At 45.7% G+C, this 22560-nt stretch carries 19 protein-coding genes and 1 pseudogene; 12 read left to right on the top strand and 8 right to left on the bottom strand.

The window, feature by feature from the left end:
* Nucleotides 1–21 precede the first annotated feature (21 nt).
* From XZ46_RS15025 to XZ46_RS14985, 9 genes are all read left to right on the top strand, one after another.
* A complete protein-coding gene (locus XZ46_RS15025; protein WP_006625050.1) occupies nt 22–1254 on the top strand; it encodes a class I SAM-dependent methyltransferase in 1233 nt (410 codons plus the stop codon).
* Between the two features lie 69 nt (nt 1255–1323).
* On the top strand, nt 1324–2553 hold the full coding sequence (locus XZ46_RS15020; RefSeq protein WP_008051574.1) for a class I SAM-dependent methyltransferase: 1230 nt from the start codon (nt 1324–1326) through the stop codon (nt 2551–2553).
* Nucleotides 2554–2668: 115 nt separating this feature from the next.
* A complete protein-coding gene (gene petM / locus XZ46_RS15015; protein ID WP_006618540.1) occupies nt 2669–2770 on the top strand; it encodes a cytochrome b6-f complex subunit PetM in 102 nt (33 codons plus the stop codon).
* A gap of 297 nt (nt 2771–3067) precedes the next feature.
* Nucleotides 3068–4045, top strand: a complete 978-nt coding sequence (locus XZ46_RS15010; RefSeq protein ID WP_006625052.1) for an SDR family oxidoreductase — start codon at nt 3068–3070, stop codon at nt 4043–4045.
* A 133-nt stretch (nt 4046–4178) separates the two neighbouring features.
* Nucleotides 4179–5096, top strand: a complete 918-nt coding sequence (locus XZ46_RS15005; protein ID WP_008051570.1) for an NAD(+) kinase — start codon at nt 4179–4181, stop codon at nt 5094–5096.
* Between the two features lie 47 nt (nt 5097–5143).
* Nucleotides 5144–5839: a response regulator transcription factor NblR gene (gene nblR / locus XZ46_RS15000; RefSeq protein WP_008051568.1), complete on the top strand. Its 696-nt coding sequence runs from the start codon at nt 5144–5146 to the stop codon at nt 5837–5839.
* A gap of 31 nt (nt 5840–5870) precedes the next feature.
* Complete coding sequence (locus XZ46_RS14995; RefSeq protein ID WP_006625055.1) at nt 5871–6389, top strand: DUF192 domain-containing protein; 519 nt, start codon at nt 5871–5873, stop codon at nt 6387–6389.
* Nucleotides 6390–6964: 575 nt separating this feature from the next.
* Nucleotides 6965–7285 carry a hypothetical protein gene (locus XZ46_RS14990; RefSeq protein ID WP_006625056.1) on the top strand — a complete coding sequence of 107 codons (321 nt, stop codon included), beginning with the start codon at nt 6965–6967 and terminating at the stop codon, nt 7283–7285.
* Between the two features lie 58 nt (nt 7286–7343).
* A complete protein-coding gene (locus XZ46_RS14985) occupies nt 7344–8294 on the top strand; it encodes an Npun_F2552 family protein (RefSeq protein ID WP_008051565.1) in 951 nt (316 codons plus the stop codon).
* A gap of 14 nt (nt 8295–8308) precedes the next feature.
* Here the strand turns inward: XZ46_RS14985 and recG are convergent, their stop codons facing one another.
* The 4 genes from recG to rpsB form a co-directional block, all read right to left on the bottom strand.
* Entirely contained in the window at nt 8309–10777 is a 2469-nt protein-coding gene (recG, locus tag XZ46_RS14980; RefSeq protein WP_008051564.1) for an ATP-dependent DNA helicase RecG, read from the bottom strand.
* Between the two features lie 524 nt (nt 10778–11301).
* Nucleotides 11302–12183: a hypothetical protein gene (locus XZ46_RS14975; RefSeq protein ID WP_006668769.1), complete on the bottom strand. Its 882-nt coding sequence runs from the start codon at nt 12181–12183 to the stop codon at nt 11302–11304.
* Between the two features lie 115 nt (nt 12184–12298).
* Nucleotides 12299–12961: a translation elongation factor Ts gene (gene tsf / locus XZ46_RS14970; RefSeq protein WP_008051563.1), complete on the bottom strand. Its 663-nt coding sequence runs from the start codon at nt 12959–12961 to the stop codon at nt 12299–12301.
* Nucleotides 12962–13112: 151 nt separating this feature from the next.
* Nucleotides 13113–13910: a 30S ribosomal protein S2 gene (gene rpsB, locus XZ46_RS14965; RefSeq protein WP_008051562.1), complete on the bottom strand. Its 798-nt coding sequence runs from the start codon at nt 13908–13910 to the stop codon at nt 13113–13115.
* A gap of 84 nt (nt 13911–13994) precedes the next feature.
* Here rpsB and XZ46_RS37860 point away from each other — a divergent pair, with 84 nt between their 5' ends.
* Nucleotides 13995–14261, top strand: a complete 267-nt coding sequence (locus XZ46_RS37860) for a photosystem I protein PsaX (RefSeq protein ID WP_241270824.1) — start codon at nt 13995–13997, stop codon at nt 14259–14261.
* Between the two features lie 310 nt (nt 14262–14571).
* Nucleotides 14572–14964: pseudogene (locus tag XZ46_RS29650) on the top strand (zinc ribbon domain-containing protein); the annotation flags it as partial.
* A gap of 571 nt (nt 14965–15535) precedes the next feature.
* On the opposite strand, the gene XZ46_RS14955 reads toward XZ46_RS29650, so the two are convergent.
* The 4 genes from XZ46_RS14955 to XZ46_RS14940 all read right to left on the bottom strand — a co-directional run bounded on the left by XZ46_RS14955 (nt 15536) and on the right by XZ46_RS14940 (nt 22049).
* A complete protein-coding gene (locus tag XZ46_RS14955; protein ID WP_228116349.1) occupies nt 15536–16948 on the bottom strand; it encodes an AAA family ATPase in 1413 nt (470 codons plus the stop codon).
* Nucleotides 16949–17186: 238 nt separating this feature from the next.
* Complete coding sequence (locus XZ46_RS14950; RefSeq protein WP_008051559.1) at nt 17187–17432, bottom strand: DUF2281 domain-containing protein; 246 nt, start codon at nt 17430–17432, stop codon at nt 17187–17189.
* A gap of 60 nt (nt 17433–17492) precedes the next feature.
* Nucleotides 17493–21137, bottom strand: coding sequence for a DNA methyltransferase (locus tag XZ46_RS14945; RefSeq protein ID WP_008051558.1), 3645 nt, complete (start codon nt 21135–21137; stop codon nt 17493–17495).
* A 42-nt stretch (nt 21138–21179) separates the two neighbouring features.
* The gene (locus XZ46_RS14940; RefSeq protein WP_008051557.1) at nt 21180–22049 is read right to left on the bottom strand and encodes an Rpn family recombination-promoting nuclease/putative transposase; all 870 of its coding nucleotides are present in this window, start codon (nt 22047–22049) and stop codon (nt 21180–21182) included.
* A 153-nt stretch (nt 22050–22202) separates the two neighbouring features.
* On the opposite strand from XZ46_RS14940, the gene XZ46_RS29645 reads away from it, so the two are divergent.
* The gene (locus XZ46_RS29645) at nt 22203–22457 is read left to right on the top strand and encodes a XisI protein (protein ID WP_228116600.1); all 255 of its coding nucleotides are present in this window, start codon (nt 22203–22205) and stop codon (nt 22455–22457) included.
* Nucleotides 22458–22560: the final 103 nt, after the last annotated feature.

Genomic DNA, 22560 nt, shown 5'->3' with positions numbered 1-22560 from the left:
GCAATCAAACATCTGTAAAATATGCCTAATTCCATACCAGTCTGTCGTTCTTGTGGTTCGGAAAACCTAGAACTAATTATTTCCTTTGGCTATACTCCCCTAGCTGATGGATTAATCACCCGCGAGAATATTGATAAACCCGAATACACAGCCCTTCTGGATTTAGTATTTTGTCCAGACTGTGGACTGGTTCAGATAACGGTTAGTGTTCCCCCGGAAATTCTGTTTGGTCGAGATTATCCTTATTTTTCGTCGGTTTCTCCTTCCTTACTGAAGCATTTTGGTGATAGCGCCCAAAACATTATTAAATCCAGAAAATTAGATAGCAATAGTCTGGTAATTGAGGCGGCGAGTAATGATGGATATATGCTGAAAAACTTTCTGGAACAAGGGATTCCGGTTTTAGGGATTGACCCCGCGACGGGTCCGGTAGAAAAAGCCAGAGAATCAGGAGTTACCACAATTCATGATTTTTTCACTAAAGATTTAGCTGAAAAATTACATTCTGAGGGCAAAAAAGCGGATGTATTTTTAGCCAATAATGTTTTGGCTCATGTGCCGGATTTAAATGGCTTTGTGGAAGGTATTTATACGCTATTAAAGCCGGATGGTGTAGCAGTAATTGAAGCTCCGTATGTCGTCGATTTAGTAGATCATTGTGAATTTGATACTATCTATCACCAACACTTGTGCTATTTTTCAGTAACCGCCCTTGATAGGCTATTCCGCCGCCATTTTCTGTATTTAAATGATATTCAGCGGACGGCTATTCATGGGGGTTCTTTGCGGTTGTTTGTGGAACCCAAAGAGGCGGTTAAAGATTCGGTGATATCTCTGCTTCAACAGGAAAGGGAATTAAAGGTAGACCGTATGGACTATTATAGAGATTTTGTCGATCGCATAGAAGTTATTAAGGATAATTTACTGAATATTCTGTGGGACTTAAAGCGACAGGATAAAAGGGTAGTAGGTTACGGTGCGGCGGCGAAAGCGACGACATTGTTAAGCTATTTTGGTATTGATAAAACGCTGTTAGATTATGTGGCGGACTTAAACCCCTTTAAACACGGACGTTTTATGAGTATCAATCATTTACCGATTGTACCACCTTCGAGATTAGTAGAAGACCAGCCAGATTATGTTTTGATTTTGGCGTGGAATTTTGCGGAAGAAATTATCAAGCAGCAACAGGCTTACCGAGACCGGGGTGGTAAGTTTATCATTCCCATACCTGAGCCCAAAATTGTAGATTGATTATCCCCAAATCGTCAGTTAAATAGCGCCCATATTGTTGTTTATCGGTCAAATAATTAGGAGATAAATATGAGTAGTCAATCGGTCGCTAAGGTAGCGAATACTGAACCGGAGTTGAAGTTAGTTGAGCATACTTGTCCGAACTGCGGTCATCAAGAAATGTGGGTTTTCTATGAGGTGCGGGATGTGCCTGTTCATAGTTGTTTAATGATGCCAACCCGACAGGAAGCCTTAGATTTTCCGCGCGGGGATGTGGTGTTAGGATACTGTGAAAATTGCGGTTTTATTACCAATACGGCATTTGATTCTAAATGGTCAGCCTACGCCCCGAATTATGAAGACCAGCAAAGTTTTTCCCCGACATTTAATCAGTTTGCTCTGGATTTAGCGAATCGGCTGATTGACAAGTATAATCTCCGTGATAAAGATGTAGTTGAAATCGGCTGTAGCAAGGGTGATTTTTTGGTGCTAATGTGCGAGTTAGGGAATAACCGAGGGGTAGGTATTGACCCTTCGGCGGTGGTGGGACGAGTCCAAAGCCCAGCCACGGAACGCATTAGGTTTATTCAAGACTATTATTCAGAGCGCTACACTGAATATGTGGGGGATTTTATCTGCTGTCGCCATACTTTAGAACATATCTACCCAACGGCTGAATTTGTGGGGACGGTGCGGCGTTCAATTGGGAATCGCCCAACTTCTGTATTTTTTGAAATTCCTGATATGGGTCGAGTTCTCAAGGATTTGGCTTTTGAGGATATCTACTATGAGCATTGTTCTTATTTTACACCAGGAACTTTGGCTCGTTTATTCCGCGCTTCTGGGTTTGAGGTGACGGATGTATATTTAGCATATAGTGACCAATATCTGTTAATTGAGGCGGAACCTGTCTCGGATTTGTCGGGTAAAATTCATCCTTTTGAGGAAAGTCCCGACCAAGTAAAACAGGATATGAGACATTTTGCTACTCATGTGCAAGGTAAAATCAACCATTGGAAAGAACATCTAAAAACCGCCCAGGAAGAAGGAAAGCGGGTTGTAGTTTGGGGTTCTGGATCTAAATGTGTGGCGTTTCTGACGACTTTAAAAACTGAGAATCAGGTGCAGTATATTGTGGATATTAATCCTCACCGACACGGACAGTTTATTCCGGGTGTTGGTCATGAAATTATGTCGCCGGAATTTTTGAAGGAATATCAGCCGGATGAGATTATTGTGATGAACCCGATTTACTGTGGAGAAATCCAGAAAATGCTGGATGAGATGGGGGTATCAACAGAACTGATTGCTTTGAGTTAATGGGGGTGGTTACCGGGTCTGGGTGGCGCTGATGCCTATTTTTGGTGCGATCGCTACCGGTTCACCCTAAAATAGATAGGACAATTGTTAGACTTGTACAGGAGATCCCAAATTTATGGCTGGTGAAATTTTCAATGCGGCGTTTCTGTCCTTTGTTCTGATTCTGGTGGGATTAGGTGGCGGGTTCCTCCTCCTAAAAATCCAAGGTGGGGAATAGTCACCAGAGGCGGAACCCCACTAAGTAAATCAGGAAGGAGTTATCCGTTGCTGATTGGTATTGGCGCTAATGGTAGTTATAGCCATTGGCGCTAGTCCTGTTTGATAATTGATAATTGACCATAAAGGCATAAGTAGGGTGTGTCCCACCCGGCAAATGGTAATCAATAGGGGATAATTGACCGCTGGCGCAGTCCCACTGGGGACTCTAATCTGAGCAAATTATGAAGTTTTGTAAAAAAATGAGATAATCTTTGATAGTATTTTAAGTAAAGTTTAAGCCCCATATTGGTTATTCATGACATTATTAATTGTTGGTGCCACAGGTACTCTAGGTAGACAGATAGCCCGCCGAGCATTAGATGAAGGCTACCAGGTCCGCTGTTTAGCGCGTAGTTACAAAAAAGCTGCTTTCCTAAAAGAGTGGGGTGCAGAACTGGTTCCGGGGAACCTATGTGATCCAGAAACCTTAAAACCGGCGCTAGAGGGGGTAAAGGTGGTAATTGATGCGGCGACGGCGCGCCCGACAGATTCGCTGAGTATTAAAGATGTAGACTGGAAAGGGAAAGTGGCCCTGATTCAGGCTGCTAAAGCGGCAGGAGTAGAAAGATTTGTGTTTTTTTCGTTCCTGGATGCGGAAAAATATACGCAAGTGCCATTATTAGAGATTAAACGCTGTACAGAAAAGTTTTTAGCTGAATCTGGTCTTAAATATACAATTCTGAGACCCTGTGGCTTTCTGCAAGGCTTAATTGGTCAATTTGCGATCCCGATTTTAGATGGTCAGTCTGTATGGGTTCCGGGGGTAAGTTCTCCGATCGCCTATATGGATACTCAGGATATCGCTAAAATCACGATCCGGGCGTTATCAGTTCCGGAAGCGGAAAATAAAACGTTTCCGGTGGTGGGTTCGAGAGCTTGGACAGCGGATGAAATTATCCGCTTGTGCGAAAGACTGTCAGGGAAACAAGCCAGAGTCACGCGCACACCTAACAGCATTGTCCGTATTGTCCGCAAAGTTACTCGATTTTTCCAGTGGAGTCTGAACATTTCGGATCGTCTGGCGTTTGTGGAAGTTCTAGCGACGGGTCAACCTCTGAAAGCGTCAATGGATGAGACTTATCAGATACTAGGTATCAACCCAGAAGAAAATACCACCCTGGAAAGTTACCTGCAAGAATACTTTGGTCGGATCATGAAAAAACTGAAAGAGCTGGAATATGAACGAGAAAAACAGAAAAAACGTAAACAAAAGCGCAGCCCGTTCAAATCGTAAGAAGATTTGGCTGTAGGCTTTTGTTGTAGTAGGCTAATGGAATCGGTCAGTTATTTGGCTGATTGTGGTAAAATGGGGCGCTAAGTAAATTTGCCCCAATGATTGTTGCTCAACCATTATTAAGTTTATCCCCGTGCCAAAAGTAGGGATTCTTTATAACGATGCTAAGGCTGCTGCTTGTCGCAGTGCCATTGAATTAAAGGACAAGTTAACCAACCTGGGTTGGGATGTTTTTGTGGCGACAGGAATGGGGGGGATTTTGGGTTATTCTAATCCCGATCGCCCTCTGTGTCATACTGCGATCGAGGGGTTAGCGCCGCCAGAGTTCGATCGCGATATGAGTCTTGCTATTGTCCTGGGGGGAGATGGTACTGTTCTTTCTGCGTCCCGACAATTAGCGCCCCAGGGTATCCCCATGTTAGCGGTAAATACAGGCCACATGGGATTTCTGACGGAAACTTATCTAAATCAGTTACCCCAAGCCTTAGAAGCGGTGTTGGCTGGGGAATATTTGGTTGAAGAACGGACAATGCTATTGGTGCGGGTATTTCACCAGGAAAGTTTGCTCTGGGAGGCTCTCTGTTTAAATGAAATGGTGCTACACCGGGAACCGATGACCTGTATGTGCCATTTTGAAATAGAAATCGGTCGCCATGTTCCGGTTGATATTGCTGCTGATGGGGTGATTATTTCTACCCCGACTGGCTCTACGGCTTATTGTCTGTCGGCGGGGGGAGCAGTAGTTACGCCAGGGGTGGGAGTTCTGCAATTGTTGCCAATTTGTCCCCATTCTCTGGCTTCGCGGGCTTTGGTTTATGCAGACCGGGAAGTGGTGACTATTTACCCGGCTAGTCCTAATCAATTGGTGATGGTGGTTGATGGCAATGGCGGATGTTATGTTCTACCAGAATATCACGTCCGAGTTGAGCGATCGCCTTTTCCGGCTCGTTTTATTCGTCTGAAACCACCGGAATTTTTCCAAATTTTGCGAGAAAAACTAGGCTGGGGACTCCCTCATATTGCTAAACCTACTTCTGTGGAACTACCTTGAGGCAACTGAGTCGAATTAACTAATTTTACACGGTAAACTGTTCCCCTATGAATGCGATCGCCCTAGATTCCCGTGCCTCCATATTGATTATTGAAAGTGATCAACTGTTGGCGGAAAATATCAGTAATGACTTGCACGAGTCCGGCTACTTTCCGGTAGTGGCTCACAATACCGCCATGGGTTTACATCAGGTAACGGAACTGCAACCAGCTTTGATTGTCATAGAATTGATGCTGGGGGGAGAGTCGGGATTGTCTCTGTGTCGCCATCTCCGGGAAATGGGCTGCACTGCGCCTATATTAATCTTTATGGCTCGTGATACCGTTGATGACCGGGTGGCTTGTTTGGAATCAGGCGCTGATGATTATTTTCTCAAACCCTATCGCTGTGAAGAGTTCCTCGATTTGGTGAAGCTATATCTCAAATCGGAAGATAATCACTCCGATATGTTGCGGTTTGCGGATTTGGTCTTAGATTTGGCGACCAGACGCGCTATTCGTAACCATCGGGCGATCGATTTAACCATGAAGGAATTTGATTTGCTCAAATATTTAATGGAGCATCCTCGGGAAGTTTTGACTCGTGAACAGATCCTGGAAAATGTCTGGGGATATGATTTTTTGGGAGAGTCTAATGTGATTGAGGTTTATATTCGCTATTTGCGACTAAAAATTGAGGAGGAAGGGGAAAAACGATTGATTCAGACTGTCAGAGGTGTAGGATATGTTTTGCGGGATGCCTAGGTTGAGTGGCGGTGGGTCCGGGGGCTGGCGCATGGATTGGCGGCGATTGGGATTAAGTTGTGTGACTATTACCTGGTTTTTGGTAGGCTGTGATACGCCAATGGTGTCTGTTCCTCCTAATCAGTTGGAACAGGATATGGTGCCAGTTTTTAGTCAGGGTCAGATGCTACCGATTACGGCTAAAGCTATGATTGGCGATCGCGAAATTCAGCTCGAAGTGGCGAGAACTCCTGAACAACAGACTTTGGGGTTGATGTTTCGGACTTTCCTCCCCGACAATCGCGGTATGTTATTTGTCTTCGCGCGCCCTGAGTTTGCACAGTTTTGGATGAAAAACTGTAAGATTCCTTTGGATATGATTTTTATGCGTGATGGGGTGGTTCGTTATATTCAGGTTAATGCTCTCCCCTGCGAGGCTGAACCTTGTCCGACCTATGGACCTACTAATGTGATGGTGGACAAGGTGATTGAGTTGCGAGGGGGACTAACTGAGGAATTGGGGCTACAATTGGGCGATCGCATCTCCGTTCGCTTTCTCAAATCTCCATAAAATAGTCTTTAGCCACTCCTATTGTAAAACTTTGTAAATTATGCTTGCCTAGTCCCAAAATGGTGCTATATTACCAGTATAGGGACACAAAACGAAGTTAATTCTTTGAGTAACCCAGTTTCGGACTTAGAGCCTGTGTCCGCCTGCTTGAGTCCACTTGCAGCGTCTGAACAGTGTGTTCGAGCTATAACTTGTTGGCATCGTCAAAGGGGTAAACTCCCGGCCTGGAGGCTCTCGTAAGTTGAGTTTGTTTGGGATCGGTGCTATAAACGGAGCCTGTATCGGCTTGATTTCTAAGGTGAGTTCCCTGAGTCAGGGTTGTTGCAAGTTTTGTTAACCAAATTTAGATCCTATCATTTTTCTGAGTAACTTATCCAACGTCTGCTTGAGTCAACTGAGTTTACTCAGTCGGTTTAGAGCCTAGTAGCCTTCTACTAGGCTTTAAGTAGTTTAGGGGTAATGCGATCGCCACATCTGGGAAAGTTTGACGAAATCAACCGAAAAAGATTAAAATTTAAGCTCTCGTATCTTCAGCCTCATATTGTCAAAACATTAATTGAATTGAGGGAACAATCATGCCTAAAGGTTCTTTTGCGACAATGCACGCAGAGACAGGGGAGCCACAGATATCATTTTATTATGAAAGTGGTACAGTTGAAACCTTCAGTCTGCCAATTTCTGCCGCTGAATTAGCCCAAAAATTGCCCCAAATGTTATCACAAAGGTGGGTAACTTTCCATTTGATTGATCAAACCGTTTTGGTCTGTATGGCTAAGGTGACTAAGGTGGAAGTCAAGCCGCCACTTCCCCAAATTCGAGATCAAGCCAGTTTCGCCAATGCTCAGAGGATAACAGCCTTACAAAGGGGAGCCGTCGGTAAAATTGGGGTACAGTAGTAGTCTAAGTTAATTCGCAGGTGCATCTCACATTTTTAAAAAATTGTCATAATTAACCATGCCTTTAGTAAGTTTAATTCAAGCAAGTTCCTATGAACCCTTAGCCTTACGCCATTCTTTAGAAGCCTTATTGGAACCTTGGGGTGGTGTGAGAAGATGGGTAAAACCAGGCGATCGCGTTTTATTAAAGCCGAACTTATTAACAGGTTCTCGTCCGACCAAAGAATGTGTCACCCGTCCCGAATTAGTAGCCGAGGTGGCGAGGTTAGTTAAAGAAGTAGGTGGTCAGCCATTTTTAGGAGATAGTCCAGCCTTTGGGAGTGCTTTAGGGGTAGCCAAAGCCAACGGTTATTTACCCCTAATTAGGGAGTTAGACTTACCCGTGGTGGAATTTCACGGTCGCCAGTATTCAACCGATACCCAAGAGTTTGAACGGTTGCGGTTAAGTCGGGAGGCTATGGAAGCCGACGTTGTGATTAACCTCCCCAAGGTGAAATCTCACACCCAGCTAACAATGACTCTGGGGGTGAAAAACCTGTTTGGTTGTGTTCCGGGGAAAATGAAGGCCTGGTGGCACATGGAAGCCGGAAAAGATGCCGATCGCTTTGGTAGAATGTTGGTAGAAACCGCTAGAGCGATCGCCCCAGAATTGACCGTTATTGATGGTATTATCGCCCATGAGGGAAATGGTCCGAGTAACGGGGAACCGCGCTTGTTGGGCTTGCTAGGAGCCTCTGAGGACGTTTTTGCACTCGATAGGGCAATGGTAGAAGTGTTAGGAGTACAATGGGATTTAGTCCCCACCCTAGTGGCCGCGAAAAGTCTAGGGTTGTGTGGGGAATTAGAGGCGATCGCCTTTCCGTTGTTGCACCCGGATGATTTACGGGTTGACGATTGGCGACTCCCCGACAAAATGACCCCCATAGATTTTGGCTTACCAAGGGTAATGAAATCGACTTTCCGCCATCTATATATTAAGCTAATCCGGGAGCGAAGACAAGCCCTATAGGTTTTGGTGTCAACCTAAGTCAAAATCGATCCTCCCATCATTTTTTGATAGCGTCGGTTCCACTCCGCCGCCATAGCCGGCCAACGTTCGAGGGTGTAGTCTTTCTCGATGACTTTTTGTGCGGCTTCTCTGGCTAGTTCCAAAACCTCGCGATCTTCCACCAAACTAGCCAAAGCGAAGTCAGGTAAACCCGACTGACGAGTTCCCAAAACCTGACCGGGACCCCGTAACTGCATATCCATTTCAGCAATAAAAAAGCCATCCTGGGACTGTTCCAAAACCTGTAATCTTTGCTTGGCTTCCGGTGAGGAACTCCCCGACATTAACAAACAATAGGACTTGTGAGCGCCACGACCGACCCGACCCCGTAGTTGGTGCAATTGTGACAAGCCAAACCTTTCGGCATTTTCAATTAACATCACCGTAGCATTAGGAACATCAACCCCAACCTCCACCACAGTTGTCGATACTAGGATATGAGTTTCTCCATCCCTAAATTTAGCGATCGCCGCTTCTTTTTCCTGGCTACTCATGCGACCATGCAATAAAGCGATCGCCAATTCCGGGAAAATCTTAGTTTGCAATTTTTGATGTTCTTCAACAGCCGATCGCACATCCAATTTTTCCGACTCTTCCACCAAAGGTAAAACCACATAAACCTGTCGTCCTTGTGCCACTTCTCGGCTAATCAAATCGTAGGCTTCCTGACGTTTACGACCAGATAACATAGTAGTTTGAATTGGCTGTCTTCCCGGCGGTAATTCATCCAACTGACTCACATCGAGATCTCCGTGTAAAGTGAGGGATAATGTGCGGGGAATAGGAGTTGCGGTCATCGTCAAAACATGGGGTGACTCACCTTTTTGTTGTAACTTAGCCCGTTGCTGCACCCCAAAGCGATGCTGTTCATCAATCACCACCAACCCCAACTTATGAAAATTCACCTGGTCTTGAATTAACGCATGAGTTCCCACCAAAACCGGCAATTCTCCCGTTTGTAATTGAGCATGAATTTGGCGACGTTTAGCAGCCTTAGTCGAACCCGTCAACAACTCAACCGGAAGGTGCATTAAATTCAACCAACCCACCAATTTTTGATAATGTTGTTCCGCCAAAACCTCCGTCGGAGCCATCAAAGCCGTCTGATATCCTGCTTGAATTGCCGCCAACATTGCCACCACAGCCACCACAGTTTTACCCGCCCCAACATCTCCTTGAATTAAGCGATTCATAGGTTCTTCCGAATTGAGATCCGTCAAGATTTCTCCAATCACTCGTTTTTGAGCCTTGGTTAATTCAAAAGGCAAGATTTTATAAAACTGTTGGATGAGTTCACCTTGGGGGAGGAGAGCCGCGCTTTTTTCGTTGGTTTTAGAAACTTGTCGCCGCTGCAATAAGCCGATTTGCAAATAGAAAAATTCATCAAATACTAAGCGTCGTCTAGCCGAGGCTAACCAGTCGCGGTTGGGGGGGAAGTGAATATTAGTGATAGCATCCGAGATTTCAATTAACTGATATTTTTCCCGCAATTTGGGAGGTAATGATTCCGGGAGTTTATTAGCTGCTGGTAATGCCGCCAAAACCGCCTTCCTGACCAAATCCGCCCCAATGCCATCCGACAACGGATAAACCGGTAAAACCCGCCCAATTTTCATGGAAGCCGCACGACTATCAACCCGGTCTAAGACTTCCAATTCCGGGTTATCTAGGGTAATGCCATATTTATTTTTTTTCACCAACCCAGAAGCCGCGATAATGGCTCCCGGAGGATAGTTATATTTTTGTTTATGTTGCCAGCCTTTATTGCTATAGCGATTTCCCGCAAAAAAACGACTAATTTTGAGTTGTCCGGTTGCGTCTTTCACCATTAATTCTAAAATAGTGAGTTGGCGATTTTTGGGGCTACTAAAACAATTACACCGCTTCACCTGTGCGACAATGGTAACAGTTTCCCCAGGTGCTAATTCTTTGATGGGGACTTGGCGCGCGTAATCAATATGGTCGCGGGGATAATAATAGAGTAAATCATAAATCGTATAAATTCCCAGCCTGGCTAAAAGGTCGCTATTTCTAGGCCCGACCAGTTCTTTTAAACCCTGGTCTAATTGGGGAGATTTTGGCGGGGTAACTTCCTGGGTAATGCCGCGACTGCGAGGGGGAGGGGATGGCTCTGAGGGCTGATTTTGGGCGAGTTTTTTCTGAGCTTCTAACAGACGCTCGGCTTGGAGTAAAAAGTTGCGAGTTTCGGCTATCAAATGCTGTCTATCTTCGGTGATAAGTTGGGAATATATAGCAAAATCTCCCACCAATTTCCGCCCCAAATCATGAGCTTCTAGGGGGATAATTTCGATGAGTTTATCAATGCTGATTTGTAAAAATTCATGAAATCTATACTCTTTGCCCTGAATGTTATTAAACCCACGTTCTGCTTCTACAGAGAGGGCTTTTTGGAGACGAGACCAATCGGGTTCATAGATTGCCATAGGTGATGAATTTTAACTGATTTGGATTGCCAACTTGGTTGATATTATAAGGGTTTATTGGTGCATTAATCAAGCTCAAATACTTGACAAATTCAGAAATTGCAGATATCATGAAACCATGGGCTATGGTGGCTATTTATGACCATAGTAGATGACTATTTAATCAATATAGCATATTTGCGCTAGGTCTGATAAACCCTTCCCAGAAAGGGGGTTTATATGACTATCTCTGGTGAGGTCGGACAAACTCTGCCAGAAACCAGGTTTGTTTCCCCCCAACTCCCAGAAACCGGGTTTGTTTCCCCCCAACTCCCAGAAACCGGGTTTCTATGACTATCTCTGGTGAAGTCCGATCAACTAGGGTTTTTCTGAGGGTGAATTAGTGGATTAATTTAGATTAACTACTTGACAAACCCAGAAATCGGAGATATTATGGTGGTGATGGGTTATGATAGCCCATCTTGACTCTAGCCTAGCTAGGTAGGTCAAGGTAGGCAATCAAAGGCGATCGCATTTACTGCTCCCTACTCATCGAACCAACTAGAACGCCAAGCCGCCTCAGCCTGTAGGACAGCCCTTTCCCGCAATTTCTTCTGATAGTTGCGTCCCAACTGGTTGAGGCGTTTAGCCACCTGGCGGATTTTTTGTCGTCCAGCCATCACCCTAGGGTCAGAAAACTCGATTTCCGATATCCGCAGATGAACGGTAATCAGTTGAGTGACGCGGGAGGTCTGTTCCTCATTTTCATCTTCCGTCTCCACCATGAGAGTCAACAAATTGGGGGTATTACCCGCCGTAGCTTCCAGGGGAGGTTCAGTTTTAGAAGCCGCTTCTATGAGGGCTACAGGCAGCTCTGGGGGCATTATAGCATATTCCTGCAACAGCAAGTTAATCTCATGGGAGAGGCGATGCAGAATTTTAGTAGTGGCTTCGTCAATGTTTTCTTGCCAACGCAGAAGATGGTAGGGCGTAATTAGTAGGGGTTTTGGACTAGATGGAGAAACGGATTTAAGAGGAGAAATTGAGGGGCGAAAATCTTGATTTTCTTGGCTTTCCGTCTCTGGGGATGGTTCTGAATCCTCGGATTTTTGGGGGTCATTCTCATCTGGTTTTTGCTGAGAAATCGGCGCACGGACTAGATTAAATAACCGATTTTGCGATCGCGAAACCTGATGGCGAATTTGTGATTGTAGTTCTTGCCGTCGCGAGAAAGACAGCTTTAAAAAGGCTTCTGGATAACCCTGAGTGCATAAATGATAAGTAGCCAGGATGAGTTGCTGTCGCAAGCCCTCACCCAAAACCTGTAGATAATCACTATAACATTGATGTAATTCTTGGGCAATATCAGCGATCGCATCTTCGAGGGCTGCGATCTCCTGTTCAATTTGTTTAACAGATCCGGCCATAGTTATAATAGGGGGAACATTAGAGCAACACTAAACAAAAAACCCCGATCCATTCTGATTATGCCATCAGATCGGGGTTAATTTCACCAAAACTTAGGAATTGAGAGTCGATAGGTTATGCCTTCCCACCAGTTTGGGCAGCCACTTCATCAGCAAAATTAGTCTCTTCTTTTTCCAGACCTTCACCCAAGACAAATCTGGCAAACCGACGGACCTTAATATTTTCGCCCAAAGTAGAGATAGTCTGCTTAATGAGTTCCTCAACGGAAATATTCTGGTCACGGATATAGGGTTGGTCTACCAGAGACAACTCTTTGAGTCGTTTATCAATACGACCCTGGACAATTTTCTCTTTAATGTTGTCAGGCTTGTTACCGAGATCATCACGTTTCATCTCGATTTCCTTTTCCTTAGCCACCAGAGCAGCGGGGATATCATCCACGGAGACATATTCAATATTGGGACAAGCCGCAATTTGCATGGCGATATTACGCACCAACTCTTGGAACTCTTCCCGACGAGCGACAAAATCGGTTTCGCAGTTAACCTCCACCAGAACACCAACCCGACCCCCGGTGTGAATGTAGCTACCGACTATCCCTTCAGTCGCCGCACGCCCAGATTTTTTGTCAGCGGAAGCGATACCCTTTTGTCGCAGCCATTCGGCGGCTTTAGTCATATCGCCATCATTTTCCTTGAGGGCTTTTTTGCAGTCCATCATACCCGCGCCAGTTTTATCGCGCAGTTCCTTAACCATCTTTGCAGAGATTTCAGCCATGTTTAATCCTTTAATTGCTTAGTTAAATTGCCAGTAACCAACACTTGTTAGGAAAGTTTAACAAATGTTTCACCAAATACCGAAACCTGGCTCGGTAGAAGTCTGGGAAGCCATAGCGCCCCCCCAGACCGTCTACTATAGTTGTATTGACCTAATCATCAGAGGAATCATCAGAGTCATCATCAGACTCATAATCATCACCGAATTCCTCGTCATCGTAATCGGTATCCGCGTCGTCGTAATCATCATCAGCGCCAACAGCAGATACCCCGTGACAGCCTTCATAAATACCATCAGCCAATTTACCAACAATCAGCTTAATGGCACGAATCGCATCATCATTAGCGGGAATATGGATATCAGCCAGGTCAGGATCACAGTTAGTATCTAACAGAGCAATAATGGGAATCCCCAATTTCCGGCATTCCATGACGGCATTATATTCCCGGCGTTGGTCTACCATAATCACGGCATCGGGGACTCGGCGCATTCCTTTCAGACCGCCCAAATATTTCTGTAGCTTACCCATTTCGCGACGCAAAACCGCCGCCTCTTTTTTGGGGAGATAGTCTAACTGACCGCTATTTTCTCGCGCTTCCAAGTCTTTGAGACGGTCTACGCGAGTTTTAATTGTCACCCAGTTGGTCAGCATACCCCCCAACCATCGTTGGTTGACATAATAACCACCACAGCGAGCAGCTTCCTGGGCGATAATACCAGCAGCCTGTCGTTTAGTTCCCACAAACAGGAATTTTTTGCCTTGTTCAGAAGCGCTTCTGACATAATCATAGGCATCATCCATCAATTGAGCGGTTTGTACGAGGTCAATGATGTGAACACCGTTGCGTTCTGTGAAAATGTAGGGAGCCATTCTAGGGTTCCAGCGTCGGGTCTGATGCCCAAAGTGAACCCCAGACTCTAGCATATCTGCGAGACTGATAACTGGCATGATTAATTTTTCTCCTTTTCGGGTTAATCCTCCACCCAAGCGCCGATCTGTAGGGAGATTCCCCACAGACACCCGAACTCTTGGATGTGCGAGTTGAGACAACTTGACGATTATAGCAAATACTGCACCACTGACGATCGCCTCTGTCACAGAAATAGAGATTTTTTCAGGAGAGGGGATAGATTAACAGCGATCGCATTGTGTGCTTTAATAGACAAAAATCATTGGAACTTTGAAAATATGGCTAATAAATCTGGTGGATTTCCCTATCCCTTCCGTACTTTCTGGGCGATCGTCCTGTTAGGAATTAACCTGGTGGTGGCTGGCTACTACTTCCATATCATTCAGTAGTCTTGGCTGATTGCCCTTAAAAGTCTATGCTGCCGATCCATTATAGGGGTTCTCCCCTACCAATGGCTGCAGCATTTTGATGCTTTAACAATAGGTGCTTATAGGTTATGATACTTATAGATTCCTAGGTCCTGCTTTTGAGAGCTTAATTTAATCGCAGATTAGTTGAACCAATTAGGGCGATGCGCTACAATACCAAGTATGGGTGCGAGACGTTTAGGAGTGAAATAGGGATGCAATGCCCGAAATAGCCTCCTAGTGGGACTTCCACCCCTTGGTTGATGGGGTCGCATCCCTGAGCATCCCATAACACAGCCTGATTTTTGGGCCCACCTTCGAGACTTCCAATATGGCCAGTCAGGTGAAGCGTCTAATCAGGTCTAAGACTGCCCGCGCCATGCTGACATGGGCGCATTATCGATTCAAACTAACCCTGAGACATAAGCGCGGAAATAACTGAACAGTTGTAGATGTGACCGAAGAATACACCAGCAAAACCTGTACTCACTGTGGTCATGTCCATTCCCAGCTAGGTGGCTCAAAAGTGTTCCGATGTCCGGAGTGCGGGTTCACTCTACCACGGGACTGGAACGGTGCTTTTGGAATCTTTCTAAAAGCTTTGCGGGATACCGCCTCTGTTACCTTAACGGGTAATAGTGCTATCGTTGCATTGTCCGGGAACAACCGGAAAAATGCCGCGTAAATGTATCAGATACTACGATAGATGAGCTATTGAGATTTGATAGCTCGAATAGGTTGATGGTTACTATCATCGGAGATTTGACTGAGGTTGGCAGTGATAAAAGTCCGGCTACTCTGTGAATTGGCAAAGGCGATCGCATGATAGCCATAACAACCTAAATGCGATCGTTACTCTGGGTTAGTTGTGATTGTGATCACATCGGCTCAGTCCCTATGTGGTGGGGGTTTGGTGTTGGGTTGCACCCAACCTACGGTTGATGTTGATGTTGATGTTGGGTTGCACCTAACCTACGGTTGATGTTGGGTTGCACCTAACCTACGGTTGATGTTGGGTTGCACCTAACCTACGGTTGATGTTGGGTTGCACCCAACCTACGGTTGATGTTGGGTTGCACCTAACCTACGGTTGATGTTGGGTTGCACCCAACCTACGGTTGATGTTGGGTTGCACCTAACCTACGGTTGATGTTGGGTTGCACCCAACCTACGGTTGATGTTGGGTTGCACCCAACCTACGGTTGATGTGAGGATTTTTCTTTTTCCATGCTGTCAAATTAGGTGGCTCGGAGCCTTTATGAATCTTTCGCATGACGTGATTTTTGTTTATTGATCAGGAGTTTGGCTTTCATCAATTCTAAATGATTGGCGTGCAATTTCTCAGTTAACTGTGAAAGCAATTGTTCAGCCTCGGTTAGGTTGGCGTTTTGTATGGCATCTAGCAGATTGTTCAGTTCAGTATCAATGGTCTCATTACGGATACTGGTATCCATGACATCTAGTAAAACCGTATTAGCATCTTGCCCATACTGGGAAGGCAATTGTTGCAATTCACCATTGTTTAAGGTGTAAACCAAGATATTTTGACAGTCGCTGATGATAAGAGGTGAATGGGTTGTTAGCACAAATTGACAGTTAGGAAAAGTGTCGATGAGGCGATCGCAAAAACTACGCTGCCACGAGGGATGTAAATGCAAATCGACTTCATCAATCAAAACGATACCATCACCTGTTAAAGGATTTTCTAGGGCGGGGTTCAGCATAGCTAGACGGCGAGCAATATCACCAACTAGAACCATCAGAGATTTTTCGCCTTGTGAAAGTTGGGCGACATTTAGGGTTTCACCGTTTTTGTCGATCGCCATATAGAGACGAGGTTTGCGACGGACTCTCAGGTTGTCCAGATCCGGCATAAATCGGCTAATGGCGGTGCGAACTGCCGTTAATTGCCTATCTTTAGCGGAGGCATTTAGTTGCTGCAATTGTTGCCATACCGTTGAATCGGTTTGTAATAGAGGTCTGATTTCGTTCCAAAAGTCTTGAGGAATTGCTGATTCATTCTCAGTATCTTCTCTTTCTCTAAACCATTCAAAAAAACGGCGAAAGTCTACACCCTGATTTAAGGCGTTATCGTAGCCATCTAATTGCTTAAAGCTGTGCTTAGTCCTAATTTTTAGGGGCATATCCAGCACGACGCGCTCCACCGGATAAAAGGCAATTAGAGGTAGGCTTGTTTGGTCATTATCGCTGAGGTCATCACGATAAATATTAGCCAAACGAGTGCAGTCGTTTAGGTTACTATTATAGGGGGATTTTCGCCCTTTTTGGGCTTTGGCTAAAGTCCATTTAAACTGATGATGAATCTGGCTGATGTCGGCATTTTCTGAGGGATGATTATTATCATAAACCTCGATTTCAATGCTGGCAAAATTAGCGGAATTAAGTATAGAATTTTCTGGGATAGGGTTGCCACTGCCTTTTTCCGTGCGTAAACGAGCAGTGAACCAGCTAAGAGAGGTGGCTAAAGCGGTGAGAATGGAGGATTTACCCGCGCCATTTTTGCCCACGAATACGGTGATATTGCTGGGGTTTTGCTGGGTGGGTGCTAAGGAAATTTCCAGATTTTTAAATAGCCCAAAATTTGTGAGGATGACCCGTTGGATTTCCATCGCGATCGCCTTCAAACTCACCCCTATTATTATCTCCACATTGTCGCACAAAGTCAAGTCTTTGCTGTTTGTTAATCATACTGTTTCCCATGAACCAGGCAACAGTAGGGGCGCGGGGGTACAAGCGACGGCTCACGGCGACTACGGGGGAATCTCGCCTACATACTACGGTTGATGTTGGGTTGCACCCAACCTACCTTTGATGTTGGGTTGCACCCAACCTACCTTTGATGTTGGGTTGCACCCAACCTACCTTTGATGTTGGGTTGCACCCAACCTACCTTTGATGTTGGGTTGCACCCAACCTACCTTTGATGTTGGGTTGCACTTGCAGTTCATCATCACTGGGGGCGGGTTCGGGACGTTTGGCGATGCCTCGGAGTCCAGTCAGAGTGCCAGAGGGAATAGGATGAATGGAGGTGAGTTGTTTTTGCTGGAGAAATTCGGCGAAGTCCTGGACTTCTGGGATTTGGTTTTCTGGAAGGGTTTGAATCAGTTGATTGAGTTTTTCGGCGGCTGTCATAGTTTTTAGGCAGTCAGTTGGTTGGATTGGGTTGGATTTGTTATATTATCCCCGATCGCTTTATGACTTGGTTTTCGGTTTCGCAGACTTTTGGGCTGGGGTGGGTTGGCTGGTCATTTTTGTATATAAATCAAACAGTTTTTCCAGGCGTTCGGTGTCGTTTTTGAAGCGACGACCGATGTAAATTCGCTCGATAATTTCATCGTTGCGATCGTGCGCTTCCCGCACTAGGGGGAATTCAATATCCATCCGTTTGGGGTCGTACATATCGGCAATTGTCGCGGGGAAATAATGTTCTCTCGCTAATAGGATATCTTCGGCGCAACGGTTGAGGTCAGCCTTGTTTTGTTCCGTGAGAGTTGGGACTGGAAAGGTGTTATAGCAAGTAGAAGATGTGTATCTAATCCTATCTTCAAGTTTTCCAGATACAGCCCTTACCCAAGATAAGTGTAACGTCGAGGAAATGATTGCAAGAATGTAAAGACTTGGCTCTTGAATTATGCTGGCAGCGTTGTTGATTACATAGCTTTCATCCAAGTATCCAGCAGTAATATAATCGCGCCTTTCGGAAAAAACTGTTGGGACAATAATTTGATGTGAATTACGCTTATTAATCCAAGCAAATTTATGTGGACGAGAAATTGCTGTCTGTGCTCTCGTCCCAGAATTTTCACGATATTTTCTAACTTGATCGACTCGCTTGTATATTTCTGCATTTTCCAGAGCCTCACTTAGGTTCTCATCTTCAATCCACAGACACCATCGCAGGTTTCCTTTGATGAATTCTCCAGAACCTAAATATGGAAGGATATATTTTGCGAATCTTCCACTATTAGCTTTAATTATTTCGTCTCTTTGGTTTCGATTAAGTATTAAATGTCCACCGTCTAATGCACCACTTCCATCAGTAATTACAGAATCAAGACCGACAGGGACTTTTGTGCTTTCCACAAAGACACTTTGCGCGTTAAGAAGATAAGCATTGATATTTTCAACAGTTCTTAAGCTGACTACACTATCCTTATCAATCTCATAAAGTTTACGGTTTTTAATTGGAGGATTGCAGAAACCAACTATAACAACAGAAACTCCTGCATTATGACTCGCTAGGTTAGCCCATTTAAAAGACGTATGAGCAAAAGAAATTTCTTGACCACTTTCATAAATGAGTGGCCATAGAATAGAAGCTTGTACTCCTTGACAAATTGAATTGGTTGCCACAAACGCGCTTGCTGTCGGTGTAACCTTGCTATACTCTGATGCTTTTATGAACCAACCACAAACATAATCAAGAGGCTTCCATATTTTTATTTTAGAAGCAAATAATAAACCTATATCTTCTGTTTGTTCTTTCGTGCGCCAATTACTCCCTTTGTAAGGCGGATTCCCACAAATATAAGTTTCTCCGCCCTCATTTTGAAAATCAATCTCCGCCTCGTCTTGGGTTTCCCCCCACAAATCCAAATCTTGACGCTGCACCTTTACCCCCGTTCCCGTGGGCGGACAAAGACTCAACCAATCCAAGCGCAAGGCATTCCCACAGGTAATCCAATTATCATTTTTCAGGGGCAAAAAATCGGCCAACGCCAACATCTGCCCGCGATGCAACACATCACACTGATACTCAGCAATAATCAAGGCTAACCGGGCAATTTCTGCGGCAAAATGGCGAATTTCTATGCCCCGAAAATTGGTCAAGGGAATCTGAGAAGGGCGCTCCGGTTCCCCCCGCCGACGGTTAATTTCCGCCTCAATTTTCCGCATTTCCTTATAAGCAATGACGAGAAAATTCCCGGACCCACAAGCGGGGTCAAAGACGCGAATTTTGGCGAGGCGTTGGCGCAAATTCAACAACTTGCGGCGATTCTCCCCAGCCGCCTCCAACTGCGATCGCAAATCATCCAAAAACAAGGGATTAAGCACCTTGAGGATATTGGGAACACTGGTATAGTGCATCCCCAAAGCGCCGCGCTCCTCCTCATCAGCCACCGCCTGAATCATGGAGCCAAAAATATCGGGGTTGATTTTTTTCCAGTCCAAATTCCCGACATGGAGCAAATAAGACCGGGCAATTTTGTTAAAACGGGGAACGCCCTCACCCCCAGCCCCTCTCCCAGAGGAGGAGAGGGGAGTAAGAGTTTCTTGTCCCCCTTCTCCCGGTTTGACAGAAGGGGTTAGGGGATGAGGGAAATTCAGAGCGCCCTCACCCCCAGCCCCTCTCCCAGAGGAGGAGAGGGGAGTAAGAGTTTCTTGTCCCCCTTCTCCCGGTTTGACAGAAGGGGTTAGGGGATGAGGGAAATTCAGAGCGCCCTCACCCCCAGCCCCTCTCCCAGAGGAGGAGAGGGGAGTAAGAGTTTCTTGTCCCCCTTCTCCCGGTTTGACAGAAGGGGTTAGGGGATGAGGGAAATTCAGAGCGCCCTCACCCCCAGCCCCTCTCCCAGAGGAGGAGAGGGGAGTAAGAGTTTCTTGTCCCCCTTCTCCCGGTTTGGGAGAAGGGGTTAGGGGATGAGGGAAATTCATCTCGTCCTCACCCCCAGCCCCTCTCCCAGAGGAGGAGAGGGGAGTAAGAGTTTCTTGTCCCCCTTCTCCCGGTTTGGGAGAAGGGGTTAGGGGATGAGGGAAATTCAGAGCGCCCTCACCCCCAGCCCCTCTCCCAGAGGAGGAGAGGGGAGTAAGAGTTTCTTGTCCCCCTTCTCCCGGTTTGACAGAAGGGGTTAGGGGATGAGGGAAATTCAGAGCGCCCTCACCCCCAGCCCCTCTCCCAGAGGAGGAGAGGGGAGTAAGAGTTTCTTGTCCCCCTTCTCCCGGTTTGACAGAAGGGGTTAGGGGATGAGGGAAATTCAGAGCGCCCTCACCCCCAGCCCCTCTCCCAGAGGAGGAGAGGGGAGTAAGAGTTTCTTGTCCCCCTTCTCCCGGTTTGGGAGAAGGGGTTAGGGGATGAGGGCCAAATAGCCCCCCATTCACATAAGGAAACACATTCGCCCAATTGCGAATCCCAGCCGCTTCTCGCTGGTTGTGGGGGGTCGCCATCGCCCGAAATAGCTCCGATAGCACCTCATCGGTATTGGCAGCATCGGCCGCACTCATCTGGGCGATCGCATTTGTAAATAACTTCTCACTGTGGAAAATGTTGGTATCTTCCGCAAAAAAGCAGAAAATCAGCCGCGCCATGAAATGGTTAAACTTCTCGCGACCTTCGGCTTTATCCCAGTCTGGATTCAGCTTGAGTAACTCCACATACAGCCGATTGAGGCGACCTGTTGCTTTGATATCAAAGGCATTCTCGCGGATTTGCCGCACGGTGGTAATCCCCGCCAAAGGCAGGAAAAAGCCGAAATGGTCGGAAAAGTCCGGGTAATCACAGGCGACAGTCTCCCCATCGACCAAACTTTCCGCCTCAAAACTTTTGCCGTCGGTGGCGAGAATAAACTTGACTTTGTAGCGAGTGGTGGCGGGACTCTCGCGCAAGGCTGTTAAGGTGGCGGTGACTTCCCCCTCTGGGCAGACTTTTAAATGGATATTGTGGCGCTGAAGTACCCCACCGGGTAAGTCCGATTGATTGGTGCTGTGGCGATCGCTTTTCAGGCGCTTGATGGTGGTCGCCTTATTCCCAAAGGCTTCCAGGAAGCTATAGGGGAAGGCTTCGGGGTCAAAAGGTGCTTCCGCGAGTTGGGAAACTGCTTCCTCGATTTCAACAGCATTCATGGTCACAAATCCAAAAGACTGGGGGTTCTTTCTCAACTTTAGCTAATCACTAGACCTCTCTTCCCGTAAAGTGGCAATTTCCTCTAAACTTAATCCAGTAGCTTGGGCGATCGTCTCATCATTCAGTTGACCCAATAAATTGCGAGCCGTCTCACGTTTTGCTTCTTCTCGCCCTTCTTCTCGCCCTTGTTGTCGCCCTTGTTGTAGTCCCAATGCGATCGCGCCTTGTTGGTCATAAATAAACATTTCCCGCCGCTCTAACTCTTCCAATTCCTCTAGGGTTAATCCAGCTTGATTAGCAATTTCAAAGGCTTGATTGAGTTCGGGGATATCATCCATATTTTCAGGAATAGAAGAGAGCGATCGGGCAAATTTCATAAAATAAATCCATTTGTCGGTCAGGGTTTCCAGTTCGTTCAGTTCTTTGGTAAACTTCGGCAATTCAACGAATACTAACTCCATCTCATTATCTGGGTAGTGCCAGCCTTCAAACTTCTCGCGATAGACAAAGCGGGAAATCAATTGATTTTGTCCGGGAAACATTTCAAAGTCAGTTAAGGTTAAAGCAATTACGGGTTTTAAATATCGATATCCTTGTCCCCGTTGCAGTTGAAACGCATAGGTTTTCGCCGCATTAAATACAACCCGCTTCCCAAACGATTGCACATTCAACACCTGCATTTCAATAATTACCAATGTGCCATCATTCAACCGCGCTTTAACATCGAGATAGGTATCTTTTAAGCCTTCGAGTTGAGGGGGCAAACTAGGATCGATAATTTCTAAGTCTTGAATAGTCGAATTGCCATCATAGACCAAACCATTGAGAAAACTGATTAAGATGTTCTTGCTTTGTGGCGAACCAAAGATTTTTTTAAAAGCGTAATCGGTTTTGGGGTTAATAAATCTCATAGCCTGCCTACCCAACTCAGGTTCATGTTTGGGAACTAATTATAGCATAACTTGTGTATTTTGGAGTTCCCCCTGTGTCTAATTCCTGGGGAGTTTCCATTTGTGCAAGAATTGTTGATTGAATATGCCCAAAGTAAGCCAGCATATTAGGAGATTGAGGTTGAGACTATTTTTGATACCCAACGAAATCATTATCAAATTGTCCATTTTGGTTGGCACCATCAGCGATGGATTCATCAGGGTGTCATCCATTTAGATATCCGCCATGAGAAAATTTGGATTTTTTGCAATTCAACGGAGCATGATGTGGCGGAAGATTTAGTCAACTTGGGTGTCCCCAAGCAAGATATTGTGCTAGGATTTTACCCGCCTTTTATGCGAGAAATGAGCGATTATGCAGTAGGCTAAAAGTAGAGCAACCAGGGCAACATTGATTGCATCAGGAGTGCATGGGTTCATTTTCATAATTGGCGGGAGGGGCAATAATCGGGTTTTTCTAAGTTATCAGACT

The sequence above is a fragment of the Limnospira indica PCC 8005 genome, from assembly GCF_000973065.1.
Taxonomy (GTDB): domain Bacteria; phylum Cyanobacteriota; class Cyanobacteriia; order Cyanobacteriales; family Microcoleaceae; genus Limnospira; species Limnospira fusiformis.
This window is presented reverse-complemented; position numbering and strand designations above follow the sequence as displayed.

Bases quoted from the DNA above. Each gene is read 5' to 3' on its own strand.
- petM (WP_006618540.1), top strand. From the start codon at position 2,669: ATGGCTGGTGAAATTTTCAATGCGGCGTTTCTGTCCTTTGTTCTGATT.
- XZ46_RS14995 (WP_006625055.1), top strand. From the start codon at position 5,871: ATGGATTGGCGGCGATTGGGATTAAGTTGTGTGACTATTACCTGGTTT.
- XZ46_RS14945 (WP_008051558.1), bottom strand. From the start codon at position 21,137: ATGAATGCTGTTGAAATCGAGGAAGCAGTTTCCCAACTCGCGGAAGCA.
- rpsB (WP_008051562.1), bottom strand. From the start codon at position 13,910: ATGCCAGTTATCAGTCTCGCAGATATGCTAGAGTCTGGGGTTCACTTT.
- XZ46_RS14975 (WP_006668769.1), bottom strand. From the start codon at position 12,183: ATGGCCGGATCTGTTAAACAAATTGAACAGGAGATCGCAGCCCTCGAA.
- nblR (WP_008051568.1), top strand. From the start codon at position 5,144: ATGAATGCGATCGCCCTAGATTCCCGTGCCTCCATATTGATTATTGAA.
- XZ46_RS15025 (WP_006625050.1), top strand. From the start codon at position 22: ATGCCTAATTCCATACCAGTCTGTCGTTCTTGTGGTTCGGAAAACCTA.
- XZ46_RS14950 (WP_008051559.1), bottom strand. From the start codon at position 17,432: ATGACAGCCGCCGAAAAACTCAATCAACTGATTCAAACCCTTCCAGAA.
- XZ46_RS37860 (WP_241270824.1), top strand. From the start codon at position 13,995: ATGTGCGAGTTGAGACAACTTGACGATTATAGCAAATACTGCACCACT.
- XZ46_RS14990 (WP_006625056.1), top strand. From the start codon at position 6,965: ATGCCTAAAGGTTCTTTTGCGACAATGCACGCAGAGACAGGGGAGCCA.
- XZ46_RS15020 (WP_008051574.1), top strand. From the start codon at position 1,324: ATGAGTAGTCAATCGGTCGCTAAGGTAGCGAATACTGAACCGGAGTTG.
- XZ46_RS14940 (WP_008051557.1), bottom strand. From the start codon at position 22,049: ATGAGATTTATTAACCCCAAAACCGATTACGCTTTTAAAAAAATCTTT.
- XZ46_RS15010 (WP_006625052.1), top strand. From the start codon at position 3,068: ATGACATTATTAATTGTTGGTGCCACAGGTACTCTAGGTAGACAGATA.
- XZ46_RS14985 (WP_008051565.1), top strand. From the start codon at position 7,344: ATGCCTTTAGTAAGTTTAATTCAAGCAAGTTCCTATGAACCCTTAGCC.
- tsf (WP_008051563.1), bottom strand. From the start codon at position 12,961: ATGGCTGAAATCTCTGCAAAGATGGTTAAGGAACTGCGCGATAAAACT.
- recG (WP_008051564.1), bottom strand. From the start codon at position 10,777: ATGGCAATCTATGAACCCGATTGGTCTCGTCTCCAAAAAGCCCTCTCT.